At 43.3% G+C, this 19,475-nt stretch carries 15 protein-coding genes; 10 read left to right on the top strand and 5 right to left on the bottom strand.

Annotation, left to right across the window (positions count from 1 at the left end):
- Nucleotides 1-7 precede the first annotated feature (7 nt).
- Nucleotides 8-2,902, bottom strand: coding sequence for a M16 family metallopeptidase (locus BDD43_RS08165; protein WP_121197213.1), 2,895 nt, complete (start codon nt 2,900-2,902; stop codon nt 8-10).
- Nucleotides 2,903-3,099: 197 nt separating this feature from the next.
- On the opposite strand from BDD43_RS08165, the gene BDD43_RS08170 reads away from it, so the two are divergent.
- The 6 genes from BDD43_RS08170 to BDD43_RS08195 all read left to right on the top strand — a co-directional run bounded on the left by BDD43_RS08170 (nt 3,100) and on the right by BDD43_RS08195 (nt 9,500).
- Nucleotides 3,100-4,308 carry an ABC transporter permease gene (locus BDD43_RS08170; protein ID WP_121197214.1) on the top strand — a complete coding sequence of 403 codons (1,209 nt, stop codon included), beginning with the start codon at nt 3,100-3,102 and terminating at the stop codon, nt 4,306-4,308.
- A 42-nt stretch (nt 4,309-4,350) separates the two neighbouring features.
- A complete protein-coding gene (locus tag BDD43_RS08175; protein WP_121197215.1) occupies nt 4,351-5,589 on the top strand; it encodes a PP2C family protein-serine/threonine phosphatase in 1,239 nt (412 codons plus the stop codon).
- A gap of 4 nt (nt 5,590-5,593) precedes the next feature.
- The gene (locus tag BDD43_RS08180) at nt 5,594-6,190 is read left to right on the top strand and encodes a ribonuclease HII (RefSeq protein ID WP_121197216.1); all 597 of its coding nucleotides are present in this window, start codon (nt 5,594-5,596) and stop codon (nt 6,188-6,190) included.
- Between the two features lie 154 nt (nt 6,191-6,344).
- The gene (locus BDD43_RS08185) at nt 6,345-7,547 is read left to right on the top strand and encodes a glycosyltransferase family 4 protein (RefSeq protein ID WP_121197217.1); all 1,203 of its coding nucleotides are present in this window, start codon (nt 6,345-6,347) and stop codon (nt 7,545-7,547) included.
- Nucleotides 7,548-7,595: 48 nt separating this feature from the next.
- Nucleotides 7,596-8,675, top strand: a complete 1,080-nt coding sequence (gene gcvT / locus BDD43_RS08190; RefSeq protein WP_121197218.1) for a glycine cleavage system aminomethyltransferase GcvT — start codon at nt 7,596-7,598, stop codon at nt 8,673-8,675.
- A gap of 111 nt (nt 8,676-8,786) precedes the next feature.
- Nucleotides 8,787-9,500, top strand: coding sequence for a 2-phosphosulfolactate phosphatase (locus tag BDD43_RS08195; RefSeq protein WP_121197219.1), 714 nt, complete (start codon nt 8,787-8,789; stop codon nt 9,498-9,500).
- A gap of 7 nt (nt 9,501-9,507) precedes the next feature.
- Here BDD43_RS08195 and BDD43_RS08200 read toward each other — a convergent pair whose 3' ends face one another.
- From BDD43_RS08200 to dtd, 3 genes are read right to left on the bottom strand one after another with little or no spacing between them, the layout of a single operon-like run.
- The gene (locus BDD43_RS08200) at nt 9,508-10,113 is read right to left on the bottom strand and encodes a hypothetical protein (protein WP_121197220.1); all 606 of its coding nucleotides are present in this window, start codon (nt 10,111-10,113) and stop codon (nt 9,508-9,510) included.
- A 10-nt stretch (nt 10,114-10,123) separates the two neighbouring features.
- Nucleotides 10,124-10,450, bottom strand: coding sequence for a nucleotide pyrophosphohydrolase (locus tag BDD43_RS08205; protein WP_121197221.1), 327 nt, complete (start codon nt 10,448-10,450; stop codon nt 10,124-10,126).
- Nucleotides 10,451-10,459: 9 nt separating this feature from the next.
- On the bottom strand, nt 10,460-10,918 hold the full coding sequence (gene dtd, locus BDD43_RS08210; protein WP_121197222.1) for a D-aminoacyl-tRNA deacylase: 459 nt from the start codon (nt 10,916-10,918) through the stop codon (nt 10,460-10,462).
- Nucleotides 10,919-10,946: 28 nt separating this feature from the next.
- Between dtd and BDD43_RS08215 the strand changes: the two genes are divergently transcribed.
- Both BDD43_RS08215 and BDD43_RS08220 read left to right on the top strand, forming a co-directional pair.
- A complete protein-coding gene (locus tag BDD43_RS08215) occupies nt 10,947-11,963 on the top strand; it encodes a hypothetical protein (RefSeq protein WP_121197223.1) in 1,017 nt (338 codons plus the stop codon).
- A complete protein-coding gene (locus BDD43_RS08220) occupies nt 11,926-14,298 on the top strand; it encodes a hypothetical protein (protein ID WP_121197224.1) in 2,373 nt (790 codons plus the stop codon). Before BDD43_RS08215 ends, BDD43_RS08220 begins: the two co-directional genes overlap by 38 nt.
- Nucleotides 14,299-14,320: 22 nt before the next feature.
- On the opposite strand, the gene rsgA is transcribed toward BDD43_RS08220, so the two are convergent.
- On the bottom strand, nt 14,321-15,241 hold the full coding sequence (rsgA, locus tag BDD43_RS08225) for a ribosome small subunit-dependent GTPase A (RefSeq protein WP_121197225.1): 921 nt from the start codon (nt 15,239-15,241) through the stop codon (nt 14,321-14,323).
- 764 nt (nt 15,242-16,005) lie between these two features.
- Here rsgA and thrA point away from each other — a divergent pair.
- A complete protein-coding gene (gene thrA / locus BDD43_RS08230) occupies nt 16,006-18,453 on the top strand; it encodes a bifunctional aspartate kinase/homoserine dehydrogenase I (RefSeq protein ID WP_121201929.1) in 2,448 nt (815 codons plus the stop codon).
- 92 nt (nt 18,454-18,545) lie between these two features.
- Entirely contained in the window at nt 18,546-19,475 is a 930-nt protein-coding gene (locus tag BDD43_RS08235) for a homoserine kinase (RefSeq protein ID WP_121197226.1), read from the top strand.

Below are 19,475 nucleotides of genomic sequence, written 5' to 3' on the forward strand. Positions count from 1 at the left end.
AAATACATTAAGGTTTAGCTTTTCCTTCGGTTGGTGATTTTGCAGGTGCTTCGGGCAGTAGTATCAATTTAATTAAATTATTGCCGCTTAAACATTGGTTGGCGGTTTGTTTGGTGCTTTGCACGGTTATTTGGCCCAAGTATTTATTGAGCATTAAAATATCGTCGGGGTTATCGCCATTCATAATGGCCTGGCTTAAATAACCCAACCAGTAGGCATTTTCTTTTAAACGAAGTTCGTTGCTGCGCTGGGTTTCGGCAATAAATTTTTGGATGTCGGTGGGCTCGGCGCCGTTTTGTTTTATTTTGGCAATCTCGTCCATGGTAGCAGCTATCAGCTTATCAACGTTTGCAGGTGCGCAACTAAAATAAACTACAATGCTGTACCGGCTTGCAGGCAGCTTATTGTAGTTTGCCGTTACCTCGGGCGAGTAAACGCCGCTTTCTTTTTCGCGCAGGCGTTCGTTTAGTTTAATTTGCAATATTTCGCCTATGGCATCCAGTTGAATGTTGTTTTGGTTGCTGTAAACGTAACTGCCGCTAAATACCATTTGCACGGTACTTTTATCGCCAATGCCTTTGTGTACGGTTGCGGTAATTTGCCTTTCGGGGATATGGATATCCAGATTGCGGTATTGCTCATTGTGATGAAGCGATGGCAGGGCACCGAGATATTTTTCGAGCAGGGGCTTTATAGCAGCCGCACTAAAGTTGCCTGTTAGGGTAAAAATGGTGTTGCTTGCATCGGCAAAGCGTGCTTTGTAAAAGGCGAATGCTTTATCTAAGCTGGCGGTATTGAGCCTGTCGGTGGTAACGTTCATGCGGCGTATGTTATGGTCGCCCAATACGGCCAAGCTGGTATCGGCATATACCATTTCAGGGTCGAGCCCGCGATTGGTTAGTGCTGCCCGGTATTGGGTAATAACCGATTGCCAAATGTTATCGTCGCGGCGGGGTTGTGTATAGTAAAGGTAAATGAGTTGCAGGGCGGTTTCAATATCCTCGGGCGATGTACGGCCATTAATGCCCTGGCTGGTTTCGTTAATGTACGGACTTATGGCTGCATTTTTCCCGGTTAGCATTTTATCGAGCTTAATTTGGTCAATATCGGCAATACCGCTGCTGCTGATTATCCCGGCGGCCATATCGGCTGATGTATAGTCGGCATCGGTAGCAAGCGATGTGCCGCCAAGGCTAAAGCTGTTAATCAATATCTCGTCGTTTTTAAAATTGGTTGGTTTTAAAATAACCTTAACCCCATTGCCCAAAGTAAGTGTGTTGGTGCCAATAGCAGCATCGGTTTGTACACGCACAAATATGCTGCCCTGTGGTTGTTTTTCCAGCAGGGGTTTGTTGCTCACATTATCCACATAAGGGGTAACGTTGTTACCTGCCGCTTTAATCCAGCCCAGTAAAATTTGTTCGGTGGGTAATTTATCTTTTTCGTTATCGGGAGCTTCAACAATGATGTTGCAGTTTTGCTCGCTAATAAACATCCCGGCAAGGGCATTTATTTCGCTTAACTTAATTTGGCCAATGTATTGCTTGTAAAAATCGTATTCAAAATCAATACTTATTATGGCATCGCCTTTTAAAAAGTTTTGCTGGTAGTCGGTAACGTAGTTAACCGAGTTGGTTTTATCTTTTTCTTTCCATGCGTTTTCCACTCCGGTTAGCAGCATTTGTTTTGCACGTTCAAACTCGGTTTGGGTGAAACCAAATTTGCGGGCTCGTTCAGTTTCGGCCACAATGGCTTTAACGGCTTTTTCCAGTTCGCCGGGTTTGGCGTCGGCTTCGGTTGTAAAGGCATCAAGGTTGCCCACAAAATCGGCATAGCTCACGTCGCCATTTAAAAACGGCGGATCGGCCTTTTGGGTTAATTCTCCAATACGTGCGTTCAGCAAACTGTTAAATAACTGTATACGGATAGCTTGTAGAAAGTCGGCACCGGTTTTAACGGTGTTTCCCGGATGTTTAACAATCATTTGGAAGGTGGTGTAAGGCTGCTCCTTGTCGGTCACAATTTTTACAGTAGTACCTGCGCCGGGTGGTATATCATATTGAGTGCGCGGCCTTTCGTTATCGGGGTTTTTTAGGGCCGAAAAATTAGTTTTTATTAATTGTTCAACCTGTTGCGGGTCAAAATCGCCAACGGCAATAACGGCTTGCAAATCTGGCCTATACCAGTCGTGGTAAAAACTTTTAATGGTTTCGGGTTTAAAATTGTTCAATATTTCTTCTTTACCAATGGTAAGTCGGTCGGCATAGCGGGAGTTGTTGAGTAAAACGGGCATGGTTATTTTAGACATCCGCTCCTGGGCGTTTTTGCCGTTGAGGCGTTTCTCTTCTAAAACCACACCGCGTTCGGCGTTAATCTCGTCGGTATCAAAACTTACCATGCCTGCCCAGTTTGCCAAAATGTTAAAACCCTGGTTAAAGGTTTTAGCACTATCGGTTGGTAAGGGTAGCTGGTACACGGTTTCGTCGAAAGAGGTATAAGCATTTAAATCGGCCCCAAACCTTACGCCCGATTTTTGCAGGTAGTTTACCAGTTGGTTTTTAGGGAAATCTTTAGTGCCGTTAAAGGCCATATGTTCGGTAAAATGTGCCAGGCCCTGCTGCTCGTCGTTTTCTAAAACGGAGCCAACTTTGTTAACTAAATATAGTTCGGCGCGGTTTTTTGGAAATGTATTTTTACGGATGTAATAGGTTAGGCCATTAGGTAGTTTGCCAATAATTACGGCTGTATCGGCAGGTAAAAGGTTATCGGCGGTGAGTTGATTTGTTATAGGCTCTGGTTTGCTTTTTGGCGACGGAACCGGCCTGGTTTGTGCCAAACTAAGGTTAACATTTACCACCAAACTAAGCAAGATGGCAGGCGCTAAAAGCAATTTTAATTTCATGAACTGAATTTAGTGATTAATGTAAAAATGTAAAAAATGTGAGCAGTGAAAGTTAAGGGTTTTGTAACAGTTAAAATATTAAATTATAGATTTGACAAGGCCATCTTATTTTTAAAAGCCAACTTATAAATTACCAATTACCCGTTTATTTATTGCTGTAAATGAACGATATTTAGCCAAAAGCAAAAACAACAGTTTTGACAGACAATACACCGGGGCAACGCATATGGAAAAGCTTTAAGCGCAACAGGTTAGCAGTTGGCGGTTTGTTATTTGTTACCTTATCGGTTTTAATGGCGTTGTTGGGCTATTTAGTTATGCCCGATAGTACACCCGATGCTAATGATATGCACCTGCAATTGAGCATTAAAAAGCCGGGTTCGAAATTTACACTGCTGCTTATTAAAAAGCCCGAATATGTTGAAAGCGTTAATTTTTTTAGCGAAATGATTTGGGGGCAACCCGCAGCATACCGCAGCGTACCGGTAACGAGTTATAGTTTTAAGGGTGATTCGGTTTACGTTGACCAATACATAGGCAGCGAGGACAAACCCGAAAAAGGTGCTTTTAATATTTACGAAGTTGCATTAGGCAAAAAGGTAACGTTTGACAAACATGGCGTAATGGTTATTTTGGGCGAGTTTAAAAACGAAGCCAGTAATGCCGAAGCTTTGCGCAAGCGTTTCCGCGATGAGATTGTACAGAACCAGATTGTTAATAAAACGTACTGGCTGGGCACCGACCTTTATGGCCGCGACCTGTTGAGCCGCATTATACTGGGCGCACGTATATCACTATCGGTAGGTTTGGTAGCCGTTATTATCAGCCTGGTGCTGGGTGTTGTTATAGGCGCGGCGGCAGGTTATTATGGCGGTAAAACCGATGCTGCTTTAGGCTGGGTGATGAATGTTTTGTGGGCACTGCCAGCGTTGTTACTGGTTATTGCTATATCGTTTGCGTTGGGCAAGGGTTTGTGGCAAATTTATATAGCCGTGGGCATATCTATGTGGGTTGATGTTGCACGGCTTGTGCGCGGGCAGGTAATGAGCGAAAAGCAGTTTGAGTTTGTGGAGGCGGCGCACGCGCTTGGTTTTACCAATTACCGCATTATTTGGCGGCATATATTGCCCAACATTGTGGGGCCTATATTGGTTTTGGCGTCGTCAAACTTTGCATCGGCTATATTGTTGGAGGCCGGGTTAAGCTTTTTGGGTTTTGGCGCGCAACCGCCAACACCCACCTGGGGAGGCATGATAAAAGAGCATTACGGCTATATTATTATGGATGATGCTTACTTAGCCGTGTTACCGGGCCTGGCTATAATGCTCATGGTTTATGCCTTTAACCTGGTAACCATTGGCTTACGCGATGCTTTTGATATAAAAAGCGATAGCTTGCGGATATAGTTTTTTTTGTAATTTAGTTAACTATAGTACTTATTACGTTTAATGCAGGATACCGAAAATAATAACGACGAGAGCGAACTCATCAGGCTGTTGCTAAAGCGGCAATCGGAGCTTAACTCGTTACTTGAAGTAACACGGGCTATTAATAAAAACACATCTACGCAGGTTTTAATTAGTATGCTTGAGGTTATCCTGAAAAGCTATCTGAATGTGGGGAAGCTGCGTTTTATGATAGAGAAGTTTGGTACCTACTATTGCGTATCTAAATACGGCGGCGATTTTGAAAGCAACACGGCTTTATATAAATCGAGCATGAAGCTCAATAAGTTTAAGCTGCCGGCAAATATTTCCTCGCACGCGGACGCTATTCTGTCATCCTACGATTATTTTATACCTATATACCACAAAAACAAACTTTTAGCCTTTGCCCTTATCGGGGATTTTTACACTTCGGGCGAGATGCTCAACAACGATCTCAACTTTATCCAAACCATAATGAATGTTATAGTTGTGGCGCTTGAGAATAAAAAGTTGTTTAAGGAGCGTATTGAGGCCGAACGTTTTCAGCGCGAAATGGAGCTGGCCGTTGAGGTGCAAAACATGCTTATCCCGATCAGGCTGCATGTTGAAACCGGGGTTGAGATAGGAGCAAGGTATCTTCCGCACCAAAACATTGGTGGCGATTATTTTGATTTTATCCGTTTAAACGACAAGGAGTTTATGTGGTGCATTGCCGATGTTTCGGGCAAGGGTATATCGGCGGCCTTGTTAATGGCCAACTTTCAGGCAAGCCTGCGCGCCTGGGCCACGGTTGAAGACGACCTTACTAATATTGTGGAGCGTTTAAACCGTATTGTGATTAAAATAACCAAGGGCGAAAAATTTATTACGCTGTTTTTGGCAAAATATAACGAGGAAACCCGGCGTTTAAACTTTATTAACGCGGGGCACAATCCATCGTTATTATACGCAAACGGCGAGGCTGTTGAGCTGAAATTGGGCACTACTATGATAGGTGCCTTTGACGAATTGCCGTTTATAAACCAGGGTGAACTGGATATTGAACCGGGATCGTTAATATTGAATTATACTGATGGTTTGCTGGATTACGAACCTGCCGACACAGAGGTATGGAACGAAGATGTGCTGATGGATTTTTTAATACAAAACGGCGATTTAAGTCCGGATAAGTTTAACCAGGTTTTGCTGAACGAATTGCACTCGAAGGTTAAATCCAAACAGATTGATGACATCACTTTGTTAACTTTGCGCATATTTTAACGGAATGCTTTTAGCCAGATTTCAATATGAGTTAATAGAGGCCGGCTGCGACGAAGCCGGGCGCGGCTGCCTTGCAGGCCCTGTTTTTGCCGCCGCCGTAATTTTACCTCATGATTTTGAACACGAGCTATTAAATGATTCTAAGCAACTGAACGAGGAAACCCGCTACAGCCTCCGCACCGAGATTGAGCAATGCGCCCTGGCCTATGCCGTAGCATTTGTTGATAATAACGAGATAGACGAAATTAATATACTCAATGCATCGTTTTTGGCCATGCACCGCGCCATTGAAAAGCTGCAAATTACGCCCCAGCTTTTAATAATTGATGGTAACCGTTTTAACAAATACGGCACTACGCCACACCATTGCATTATAAAAGGCGATGGTAAGTACTTTAGCATAGCGGCAGCATCCATACTGGCCAAAACCTACCGCGACGATTATATGAAACAAATTGCCCTTGAGCATCCCGAATATGATTGGCACAGCAACAAAGGCTACCCCACCATAAAACACCGCAACACGGTTATGGAGCTTGGCTTTACGCCCTACCACCGCAAAACTTTTAGGGTTACCAACCCGCAGTTGGAGTTATTTTAAATATTGCTTTGATAAAGTGGGCTTGCTTGGTATGTTTGTTTGAAGAAATAAAAAATGTGATTGCGCGAATTAAAAACGCGTTATTGCTTAATATTACGCAATAACGTGGTGAATAAAATTTGCGATAATTTCTGTGGAAATAAACCTATATTAAGTGAAAATCCTTATCCTCAGTAACCGTGTTCCTTTTCCGCAAAACGGAGGCTATCCTATTGTGGTACGCAATACTATTTTGGGTTTGGTTAACGAGGGGCACGAGGTAACGGTATTTACGCTAAACAACAAAAAGCAACGCCATAGTTTGGATAGCGACGATGAGTTGATTAGAAAAATACATTACCAAACTTATGATGTTGACATTAGTATTTCGCCGTGGCAATTTATATCGAGCTTGCTGGGCAGGCGCACCTACAATGTAGACCGCTTTTACGATGCCGGTTTTGAACGGGTGCTGATTACCGAACTGAAGCGGGTAAAGTATGATGTTGTTCAGTTTGAGGGCCTGTTTATGTCTACCTATTTGCAGGCCACGCGCAAAAACAGCACGGCTATATTAATTTACCGTGCCCATAATATTGAACACCTGATTTGGCAGCGCCTGGCCGAACAAAAGAACGACCCCATTAAAAAAACATACCTTAACCTGCTGGCCAAACGGATTAAGTATTACGAGTTAAAATACCTTAATAATTTTGATGCCATTGCCACCCTTACCGGGCAGGATAAACAATTAATGCTTGAATATGGCACCCAAGTGCCTATTGAGGTTTTGCCCGTAGGTATTGATTTAACCCGGTACAAGCCTGATTATAGTAAAACCGAATACCCAAGTTTGTTTTTTTTAGGTGCGCTGGATTGGATGCCTAACCGCGAAGGTATGGAGTGGTTTCTGGACAATTTTTCGGCGGATATAACGGATGGCGACCTGCGTGTGCGCTTTTATGTGGGCGGGCGCAACATTCCCGAAAGGTTTGACGAGTATGAGGTGATGGGCAAAATATTTATACAAGGCGAGGTTGATGATGCCCTTGAGTTTGTAAACAGCAAATCAATTATGGTGGTGCCCTTGCTATCGGGCGGTGGTATGCGGGTTAAAATAGTTGAGGGTATGGCTATGGAGAAATGTATCATCACCACCGCACTGGGTGCCGAAGGCTTGCATTACACAAACGGCGAAAATATTTTGATAGCTAACGACAGGCAGGAGTTTTACGATGCTATAAAACATTGCATTGGCGACGAGGAGTTTTGCAAACTCATAGGCCGCAATGCCCGCCGGTTAATTGAGCAGGAGCACGATACCAATGTGGTAACGGCTAAATTTATAAAGTTTTATGAGCAACTGCTCCGGAGCTGAATTACGGGCAATTTTATTACTTTTGCCGCATAAAAAATTATTCCTTTTATGAAAAATACGGCATTAACCGATGTACATATAAAGTTAGGTGCTAAAATGGTTCCGTTTGCAGGGTATAATATGCCTGTGCAATATGCAGGCATTAATGCCGAGCACGAGGCGGTGCGCAAAGCAGTTGGCGTTTTTGATGTGAGCCATATGGGCGAGTTTATTTTAAAGGGCGATAATGCGCTGGCACTCATCCAAAAGGTAAGCAGTAACGATGCTGCTAAATTGTATGATGGCAAGGTGCAATACTCGTGCCTACCAAACGAAGATGGTGGTATTGTTGACGACCTGCTGGTTTATCGTATTGACGAAAAAACCTATATGCTGGTTGTAAATGCATCAAACATTGATAAGGATTGGGACTGGATAACAAAATACAATACGCTGGGCGTGGATATGCAAAACATATCCGACCGTACATCGCTGCTGGCCATACAAGGCCCTAAAGCTGCCGAAGCTTTGCAAAGCCTTACCGAGATTGACCTGGCATCAATGGATTACTATACATTTAAAAAAGGCCATTTTGCGGGTGTGGATAATGTGCTGGTATCGGCAACGGGTTACACCGGTGCGGGTGGCTTTGAGGTTTATTTTGATAACCAATATGCCGCGCAAATTTGGGATGCTATTTTTAAAGCCGGTGAGCCTTTTGGTATAAAACCTATTGGCCTGGGTGCGCGTGATACCCTGCGCCTTGAAATGGGTTTTTGTTTATACGGCAACGATATTGACGATACTACTTCGCCTTTAGAGGCCGGGCTGGGCTGGGTTACCAAGTTTAGCAAGGAGTTTACCAATTGCGAAGCTTTGCAGGCTCAAAAACAAGCCGGAGTTAGCCGTAAATTGGTTGGTATTGAAATGATTGACCGCGGCATACCCCGCCATGATTATGAAATTGTGGATGCCGAAGGTGCGATAATTGGCAAGGTAACATCGGGCACGCAATCGCCATCGTTACAAAAACCTATAGGCATGGGCTACGTGGATACTGCCTTTGCTAAGGAAGGAACGGAGATTTACATTAAGATACGCGACAACAAAATAAAGGCTAAGGTTGCTAAACCGCCTTTTTATAAATAAAATAGGCCCCACCCAAACCCTCCCCGGTAGGGAGGGCTTTAAGAGCACAATTAATATTAAAAACAATTAAAAGTGTCCCCTACCGGGGGAGATTTAGAGGGGGCTGCTACCATGAAAAATTTAGAAGTTTGTTTAACGCCGGCCCTGCTGCCCTTGTTTGATATTGAAGGCAGTGTTGTGGTGGTGATAGATATTTTTAGGGCCACATCGTCTATTTGTTATGGTATTGATAACGGTGCTACGGCCATTATACCGGTTGCCAAGGTTGAGGAGTGTGCTGCTTACCGCGAAAAGGGCCTTGATTACCTGCTTGCCGCCGAGCGCGATGGTAAAGTGGTTGATGGGTTTGATTTTGGTAATTCGCCATTTTCGTACACTAAGCAAAAGGTTGAGGGTAAAACAGTGGTGCTTACTACTACCAATGGCACGCATGCCCTGCACATGTCTATCAAAGCCAAGCGCATTGTTATTGGCTCGTTTTTAAATATTACATCGCTTTGCAACTGGCTTAAACAACAGCCCGATAATATTTTGCTGGTTTGCGCCGGGTGGAAAAACAACTTTAACCTTGAAGATACCTTATTTGCCGGAGCCATTGCCGAACAATTAAAAGGCCTTGATTACAAATGGGACGATGCCGCCATTGCAGCAAACGACATGTACCAACTGGCTAAAGCCGATTTGAACCTCTACCTCAAAAAATCATCGCACGGCGAACGCATGAAACAGTTAGGTATTTTAGAAGATATTGACTTTTGTTTAAATGTTGATATAACTACCGCCATCCCTGTTTTGGAGGGGGAGAGGTTGGTTAGGCTGGTTTAAACAGTTATCATTTTTTTAATACTGCTGTTATTACAGGTTTGCCGGTTTCGGGTTGAATTTGGTAAAGTATTTTTCGGTTGTCCATTTGATTATCTGTTTCGTTGATTCTAAACCGATAAACCACTTCGATTTTTCCATTATCTATTTTTGATATGTATGACGTGGGACAGCAATAATTTAACAAAGAATGGGTTTTTAAAGCCCTCCAAATATCATTTTTTTCTATACTATCGGGTGTAAACTCATAGTCCTGCCATTTTTTGGTTTTGAACTTTCCAATAATTATTTTATCTGTACCAATCCAATTCCCCGTTTTTAGAATAACCCAATCTTTCCAAATTATTAGCTTTTCATCTTTTTTCCACTCCCTATTGAAGTATGCTCCGTCGCCTATTTTAAAAAGTTTGCCTAAGTTATTTTTGTATTCATAAGTTATTAAATATTGGCCCTTGTGTATGTCGGTATCATACTGTGTATTGCAAATTAAAACGCCACCAATTTTCTGTTTAATTTCCACTGTACTGTACTGAGTTTCAAATGCTGTAAAAAAGCCATAAAGAACCAAGAAAAATAAAGCACCCAAAACCAACCAAATTATATGCTTTGTTCTCATTCGAGTCTATTTACTTTAATTTCTCATTATTCTTATGCCTGTCGGCGTCGCGTATCTTTTTTTTAACCATGTTTTTTTCCAGGGCATCGGTTAAATCAATTCCGGTTTGGTTGGCCAGGCATATCAGTACAAAAAGCACGTCGGCCATTTCATCGGCAAGGTTAACTTCCTCGTCAGATTTTTTGAAGGATTGCTCGCCGTATTTTCGTGCCATTATGCGGGCAACTTCGCCCACTTCTTCCATCAAAATGGCCGTGTTGGTTAGTTCGTTAAAATAACGTACACCTGTGGTGTTTATCCATTGGTCAACTGCTTTCTGGGCTTCCTGTATAGTCATGTTTCTAATTTAGTGATTTTCTTTATCCTTCGTATCCATTACAATGGTTACCGGGCCGTCGTTCAATAGTTCCACTTTCATATCGGCGGCAAAAATGCCGGTGGCAATGGTTTTGTTGAGCAGCTTTTGTAAAGTTGTAATCATTTGTTCGTACATCGGTATGGCCTTATCGGGCCGTGCAGCGCGGATGAACGATGGGCGGTTGCCTTTTTTTGTTTGGGCGAAGAGTGTAAATTGAGATATGAGCAAAATGTTGCCATTAACGTCGGTAAGGGCCTTGTTCATTAAGCCGTTTTCGTCGCCAAAAATGCGCATGTTTACAATTTTTTGGGCCAGCCATTCTAAATCGTCGTTAGTATCATCGTCGGCAACGCCTAATAAAATTAATAGTCCGGTTCCAATTTCTCCGGTAATTTTGCCGTCTACTGTACATGTTGCGCGGCTTACCCGCTGAATTACTGCCCTCATATATTTTAAAAATTGATAACTTTGGTTAATGCGTGTTGGTTACCTGTTATTAATTACCCTGCTGCTTACCGCCTGCAACCACGGCAGAAAGGTAAACACTTCCTTTTATTATTGGAAAACTGTTTATAAGCAAAACGCTACCGAAAGCGCCTACCTTAACCATTTGCACAGCAACAAACTTTATGTGCGCATAATGGATGTTGATATGGATGAAGACGGTATAAACCCGGTGCCGGTTTCGCCCGTTACTTTTCAAAGTAAGCTGCCTGATACGTTGCAAATTGTGCCCGTGGTTTTTATTGTGAATGATGTTTTGCGGAATATATCCAAACCAAAACTCAACGAATTGGCCGGGAAACTGTTGCGCTTTGTAAAAGGTAAAGTAACGCAGGCAGGCAAGGTCGATTTTGCCGAAATGCAAATTGATTGCGATTGGACGGCAGAAACCCGCGATAATTACTTTTATCTGCTTAGGCAAATCAAGACGGTTACGGGTAATAAAACACTTTCGGTAACACTAAGGTTACATCAGTTAAAAAACCGGAAACGGACAGGTGTGCCACCAGCGGATAAGGTTTTGCTGATGTGTTATAACATGGGGAATTTGCGCAAATATGGCACGCAAAACTCTATAATCGAGTTAAGCGAGCTTAAAAAGTATGCCGGGGAAAACCTAAGCACCTATCCCATGCCAATGGATATTGGCCTCCCTTTATTTAGCTGGGCGGTTGCTTTTAGAAATAAAGAATACGCGGGGATTGACAAACGGATAAATTTTAATATTTTAAACGATGAAAAGCAATTTCGGTCAAATGGTAATGGTTTGTATAGTGCCGTAGCAGATTTGCCGGCTTATGGCTTGTTAAAAGGCGATGAGATTAGGTGGGAAGATTCGGCTTTGGCAGATGTGCAGGCCGCTACAGTTTATATTTCCAAATACTTAAAACCTGGCAATATCAATGTAGTGTACTTTCATTTGGATGATGATGTAATAAAAAAATATAAGTATGAAGGTTTGCAGAACACCGCTGATATGGTGCGTTAGTTTTATAAGCTGTTTTTGTGCAGGTATTGCAATTATACTGGCTTGCGGCCCCGAAACTGACCCATACGATTATTATGTATCGTTTTTTCACAACAATGTGCAGGGGCAAAAGGAGTATAAGCCTTTTTATTTTTCGAGCTACCAATTTGTTTACGATGATAAAGAACCGGTAAGCGAAGCTGCTGTAAATGCTGATGAATGGGCCGCTTATTTAGGCAAAGATGTTGCTGCCGCCGATGTAAACCGGGCCATGTATCAACTAAGTGCCGGCGCCGATTCGGTTTTGGAGGATGGTTACCTTAAAACCGGAGAACGGCTGCCCGATAGCCTGGCAAACAATTCGTTTTTAAAGGCACTGCAAGTTAGAAAGAACCCCATAGCCTTAAAATATTACCGCTTTGCAAAAGGTGTTGAAAAAATAGCCAATACCGGGTACGACAAATGGGACCCCAAACCCGTTGATTCGGCTGCGCTTGTAAATGCTGGTAACGCCGCTTTTAAATATGCCATTGCCGAGAAAGATAAGTTTATCCAATTAAGATACTATTACCAGGCACAGCGGCTTTTGCATTTTGGCGGTGCTTATAAAGAGGCAGCTAACGTTTACGATAAATATATTGCCCCTGCGGCTACCCAGAGCCATATAAAAGGCTGGGCACTTGCTTTAAAAGCCGGAGAGTGCCGCCGCTTAAAAGATACGGTGCGGGCGGCTTACCTGTTTTCGAAGGTGTTTGCGCAGTATCCCGAAAGGCGTTTACAGGCTTACCAAAATTACAAGTACATTAACCCGGGTAAAGCGCATGTACTTGCCCTGGCCGAAACTAATGCCGAGCGTGCTGTGCTATATGCTATGGACGGCTTTGGCAGTTCGGCGGTAAATTTAGAGCCTTTAAAAAAAGTTTATGAGTATGAGCCAACATCGCCAATGGTGGGGCTGTTGCTGGTGCGCGAAGTTAATAAGCTGGAAGAGCAATACCTTACGCCTAAGCTGTTAAACAAAAATACCCGCATAACATCCTTTTACTATGCGGCCCAAACCGGTAAAACAGAAGCCGGGCAGATGGACCAAATGAACCAGTTAAGCAGCTTTTGCAAGCTGCTGGTAACCGAGCGCAAATATGCCGACTATAATATTGGCAACCTGGCAGGTGCATATATAAGCTGGATAAAGGGCGATAACGCCAATGGCTTTGTTTATTTACGCGCCATGAACAGCGAGGTATTAAGCCCCGCCATGAATGATGAGAAACAAATTATTCAGTTATTGCTTTCGGGGCAAAACATTCAAAACATTAACGAGGTTAACGAAGAGCAATTATTACCGGCCCTGCAATGGCTGGATACTAAGGTAAAGGGCGAGATACCAAGAACTAAAGCCACTAATTTTGCTTTTAGCGACAACCAAAAATTTACCCACACGGCCAGTAATTTTTACGACCAGGTACTTGCGCCCGCTTATTTAAAACAAGGCGATACTGTTAAAGCCGCCCTGGCGCTATTAAAAAGCCCGATGGGTTATCACCAACAACAGTTTTGGGTAACTAACCTGCATTCGTTACAAATTGCCCGGATAATACGCTGGCGCAAAACGCCCCCAACAACCCCGTATCTTAATTTTTTAGCCGACCAATTAGGCGTTTTAAAACCCAATTATTTATACGAACTGTTAGGAACCGCTTGCTTGCGCGAACACCAGTACAACCGCGCTATTGCCGCTTTTAAGCAGGTAGATGCCAACTATTTAAATAGGGAACCCCCAGATTATTACAAAGGCGACCCTTTTATTGACAGAATAAACGATTACCCCAAAGTTTTGCATTATGGCAAAGCCCGTGGTTTAAACAAACTACAGTTTGCCCAGGCAATGGCCGATTTGGAACAAAAAATTAAAACTGACGCCCCAAATGCACCGAGTTATTATTACCGCTATGCAACAGGGTTGTACAATGCATCGCACTATGGCAACGCACCGTATTTAATTAACTGGGGATGGAGCGCCGATGATTTTGGCCGCAAAGACATTTATAGTTACGATGCTGATTACATACGTACTAAAAATGCCGAAAAGTATTACCTGCTGGCACGATCATTAAGTAGCAACGAGGAGTTTAAGGCCAAATGTACCTTTATGGCGGCTAAGTGCCTGCAAAAACAGTTTGTAATGCCCGATTATAACGACCCTAATTATAGTAAAGCCGAAGCCGAATACATGCTGCAACTACGCAGTAATGATTATTTTACGGAGCTTAAAAGCAAGTATAAAAAAACGGCCATATTTAAAAAGGCTGTTGGCGAATGCAGCTACTTAAAAGATTTTGTTTTTGCTAATAAGTAAAAAAATGCCGGCAAAATTAAGGTTAGGCACGGGTATCGTTACCGTGATAGATGCTTAAATAGCTATCGTATCTGGATATTTCTATTTCGCCGTTTTCAACGGCTGTTAAAACGGCGCAGCCGGGCTCGTTAATGTGGCGGCAGTTTTTAAACCGGCAGTTTTCCATGTTTTGGCGAATTTCGGGGAACAGTCGTCCTAATTCCGATTGTTCAATGTCTACAATGCCAAACTCGCGTATGCCGGGCGAATCGATAATGAAGCCACCGAAGGGCAGTTCAAACATTTCGGCAAAGGTGGTGGTGTGCATACCCTTATCGTGCCAGTCGGATACTTCGGTGGTACGCAGGCTCAATTCGGGCAATATGTTATTGATAAGGCTGGATTTACCTACGCCCGAGTGGCCGGAAACCAGGCTTGTTTTGTCTTTCAAAACATTGATAACCTGGTCTACATTTATATTTTTGGTGGCCGATACATGGTAGCACGGGTAGCCCAGCTTTTCGTATATCGAGCTGTATTCGGCAAGTATTGCTAAACCTTCGTCGCTAAATAAATCGAGTTTGTTAAATATGAGCCTTGCCGGGATATGATAGGCTTCGGCGGTAACCAAGAAGCGATCGATAAAGCCCAGTGAAGTGCGTGGCGAAGCGAGGGTAACCACCAGGAAAGCCTGATCGAGATTGGCGGCAATAATTTGCGCCTGCCGCGATAAATTGATGGATTTACGGATGATGTAATTTTTACGCTCGTGCAGGGTGGTTATTACACCGGTTTCCTGCTCGGGTTCCATTTCAAAATCAACCACATCGCCCACAGCAAGCGGGTTAGTGGTGGTAATACCCTTAATCCTGAATTTACCTTTAATGCGGCAATCAAGTTTTTGCCCCTGGGGCGTTTGCACCTGGTACCAGCTTCCGGTTGATTTTGTAATTAGTCCCTGCATTTGAATTTGCAAAGATAACAGGAAATCAGAATCAAGAAGCGAGAATCATGAAGCAAGATGAGGCTGTTTGGTACATTGATGCCTGAAAGTGGAAATTTCTGATGTCAGATTAATTCCGGATTTTAATTTTCTTGCTTCCTGAGTCTGGCTTCTTGCATCTAATTTAATAAATTTTGTATTTTTTTATCACTATTTGTAATACTTGTGTGATACCGGCAACGCCTATAACTACTCCGCATGCAATCAATAATGTTCCCATATTCTAATCTTTTTTATATGGTATTAAGCAATGAATGTGCCAAAGGTAGGGGCTAATTACATATTGATTAAAAATGTTAATTAAGGGTTGTTTAATTATTGAATAATGGGCATGCAAGGGGTTAAACTAGGGTTAGATTTGCCAACGTTTTTTAAGGTGGAAAATTTTTCATCTCAATATAATGCCTACTAAGTCAATGTGCTTTATGGAAAAAAATTAAAATTACTGTTGCAGATTTAAAATATTACTGCTTACTTTACCGTTGCTTACAAACAACGAGCAAACGTTACAACAATGAACACCAACACAATTATTATTACCACAATTATTACCACCGGGGATATACTGGCGGAAGGATAGTTTTTGGAATAACAATTGAAAATATAAAACCACAAAAAAGCCTTCCTCCGAAAAGAGAAAGGCTTTTTTGTTTGATAACAATGGGATGGGTATAGCAAACAGCGAAAGCGATAATATACCCTGTACTAATTATTCAATATTAAAAATGAAAATTTTAAAATTCGGAGGCACATCGGTAGGGTCGGTATCAAGCATCGGTACTGTACTTAACATCTTAAAAAAAGAAAGCCAGAGCGGCACTAACCCGGTAGTTGTATTATCGGCCATGAGCGGTGTAACCAACCTGCTGGCTAAAATGGCCGAAAAGGCATCGGCAGGCGAAAGCTTTACGGCCGAACTTGCCGAACTGGAACGTCGCCATTTTGATGTGGTAAAAGCCCTGATGGATGTGCAGGCGCAAAACCCGGTATTTACCAAACTGAAAATTTATTTTAATGAGCTGGAAGATTTGCTGCAAGGCATTTACAGCTTGCGCGAACTAACTGCCCAAACCCGCGATTTGGTTTTGAGTTACGGCGAACGCTGCTCAACTTTTATGATAAGCAAAATTGCAGCGCAGCAATTTGCAGAAGCTATGTTTGTTAACGCCGCCGAATTGATAAAAACCGATAGCAGCTTTGGCCACGCTAAAGTGGATATGGCGCTAACAGATATGCTTATCCGTAATTTTTATTTTGAAAATACGGGCAAGCTGTTATTTGTAACGGGTTTTGTATCGAGCAATGAAGACGACCGTATTACCACGCTTGGCCGCGGCGGAAGCGATTATACCGCAGCCATTATAGGCTCGGCATTAAATTGCAGCGAAATACAGATATGGACCGATGTTAATGGCATGATGACTGCCGACCCACGCATGGTTAAAAAGGCATTCTCGCTGCCCGAGCTTTCGTATACCGAAGCTATGGAGCTTTCGTTTTTTGGGGCAAGGGTTATCTATCCGCCAACCATGATACCGGCTTTCCTGAAAAAGATACCTATCGTTATCCTCAATACCTTTGATACCGAATTTGGCGGTACTTTTATCAAGCACGATTGTGCGGCATCAAACCTGCCTATAAAGGGCATATCATCCATTAACGAGGTTAGCATTATTAACCTTGAAGGCAGTGGTATGGTGGGCAAGGCCGGCTTTAGCGGCAGGCTGTTTAGTATGCTGGCCCGCGAGCAGATCAGCGTGATATTGATAACCCAATCATCATCAGAACATAGCATCACCTTTGCCATACCTCCGGCGGATGCCGTAAAGGCGAAGCACTTAATTGAGCAGGAATTTGAACTGGAGCTGCAAGCTAAAAAGCTTGATAAACCGCAGATAGAACCCAACCTATCCATACTGGCCATAGTTGGCGAAAATATGAAGCAAACGCCGGGTATATCGGGCAAGTTGTTTCATGCTTTGGGGCGTAATGGTATTAATGTAAGGGCGATAGCGCAAGGCTCGTCGGAGTATAATATTTCGGTTATTATATCAAAAAGCGATCTGGCTAAGGCATTGAACGCCGTGCACGACGCCTTTTTTGAATCGCTTAATAAAACACTGCATGTATTTTGTGCCGGTACCGGTAACATTAGCACAACCCTGTTTAAACAGTTGAGCGAACATGCCCACTTTTTAGAACAACATAATGGCATACAGGTTAAAGTTGTAGGTATTGTAAATACGCGCAAAATGGTTTTTGATGCCGACGGCTTATCGTTAGATAGCTGGAAGGATGCTTTAGAGGCATCGCACCAGGAGGCCAGTTTGGAAGGTTTTGTGGCTAAAATGAAGGAAATGAATTTGCCTAACTGCGTATTTGCAGATAATACAGCCAGCCCTAAGCCTATTGAGTATTACGAAACCATCTTTAAATCGAATATATCGATAGTTACCTGCAACAAAATTGGTAATTCGGCATCGTATGAGCAGTATAAAACCTTTAGGGATACTGCCCGCAAGCATGGTGTCGATTTTTATTACGAAACCAACGTGGGCGCAGGTTTACCCATCGTTCGGACGCTGAAAGATTTGATGATGAGCGGCGACAGGGTTATTAAGATAGAAGCTATTTTATCGGGAACAATATCATTCATCTTCAATAACTTTAAGGGTGATGCCACTTTTCACGATACGGTAAAAATTGCCCAGGAGAAAGGCTATACTGAGCCCGACCCGCGCGACGACCTGCGCGGTACCGACTTTATGCGTAAAATGCTGATACTTGCCCGCGATGCAGGTTACGTTTTAGAGCCAAGCGATGTTAATATTGAAAGCATGTTGCCACAGGCTTGTTTAGATGCCGGCACGGTTGACGACTTTTATAAGGAGTTAAACAACGAAAATGAATTTTTTGCCGATATGAAGGCTAAGGCCGAAGCCGAAGGCAAAGTGCTGCGCTACATTGGTCAGCTTGAAAACGGACAGGTATCAATAACCCTGCAAATGGTTGATGAGAACCATCCTTTTTATACCCTATCGGGAAGCGATAATATTATATCGTTTACTACCGAGCGTTATAAAGAACGGCCCCTGGTGGTAAAAGGCCCCGGCGCAGGTGCCGAGGTAACGGCTGCAGGTGTATTTGCGGATATTGTGAATGTGGGTGCGTAGAAAAGAGAAGCAAGAGACAAGAATCAGGAATCAAGACAATAAAAAGCGATCTTCCGGACTTACCGACTTCGGTCTTCCGGACTAAAAATAAAATGAGAACCATAAAAGTATTTGCTCCGGCAACTGTTGCCAACGTAGTTTGCGGCTTTGATGTGCTGGGTTTCGCGGTTAACGCACCTGGCGATGAGGTGGTGATGCGGTTTACCGGTAAACCCGGTGTAACCATTAGCAAAATAACGGGCGACAATGGCCGTTTGCCCATGAATGCCGATAAAAACACGGTGAGTGCCAGTGTACAGCATTACCTTAAACACATTAACCGCACCGATGTTGGTGTTGATATTGAGCTGCACAAAAAAATGCCTATAGGCAGTGGTTTGGGTTCGAGCTCGGCAAGTACGGTGGCGGGTTTGTTTGCCATTAACGAGTTAATGGACAGGCCGCTTACCGCAATGGAAATGGTGCCTTTTGCCATGAAAGGCGAGGAGTTGGCCTGTGGCTTTGGCCATGCCGATAACGTGGCGCCTGCTATGCTGGGAGGCTTTGTGCTGATACGCAGCTATGAGCCTTTGGATATTATTAAACTGCCTACGCCTAACCTGTATTGCGCCATTGTTTTCCCCGATGTGGATGTACCCACGCGCGATGCAAGGCAAATGATACGCAAAAACGTATTGTTAAAAGATGCCGTGGTACAATGGGGCAACGTGGCCGGCCTGGTTACGGGCTTGTTTATGAATGATATTGACCTGATAGGCCGTAGCATGCACGATGTGTTGGTGGAGCCAACACGCTCTATTTTGATACCCGATTTTTACAAAATGCGCGAAATGGCTATGGAACTGGGTGCCGTTAGTTTCGGTATATCGGGTTCGGGGCCGTCGGTATTTGCCTTTACGCGCGACGAGCAAACGGCAACCAACATCACCACTAAAATACAACAACATTTAACGGGTCTGCATATTGCCAGTCAAACTTATGTTTCGGCAGTAAACCAGGAGGGCCCGAAAGTAATAGGATAA

Source organism: Mucilaginibacter gracilis, assembly GCF_003633615.1.
Lineage (GTDB): Bacteria > Bacteroidota > Bacteroidia > Sphingobacteriales > Sphingobacteriaceae > Mucilaginibacter > Mucilaginibacter gracilis.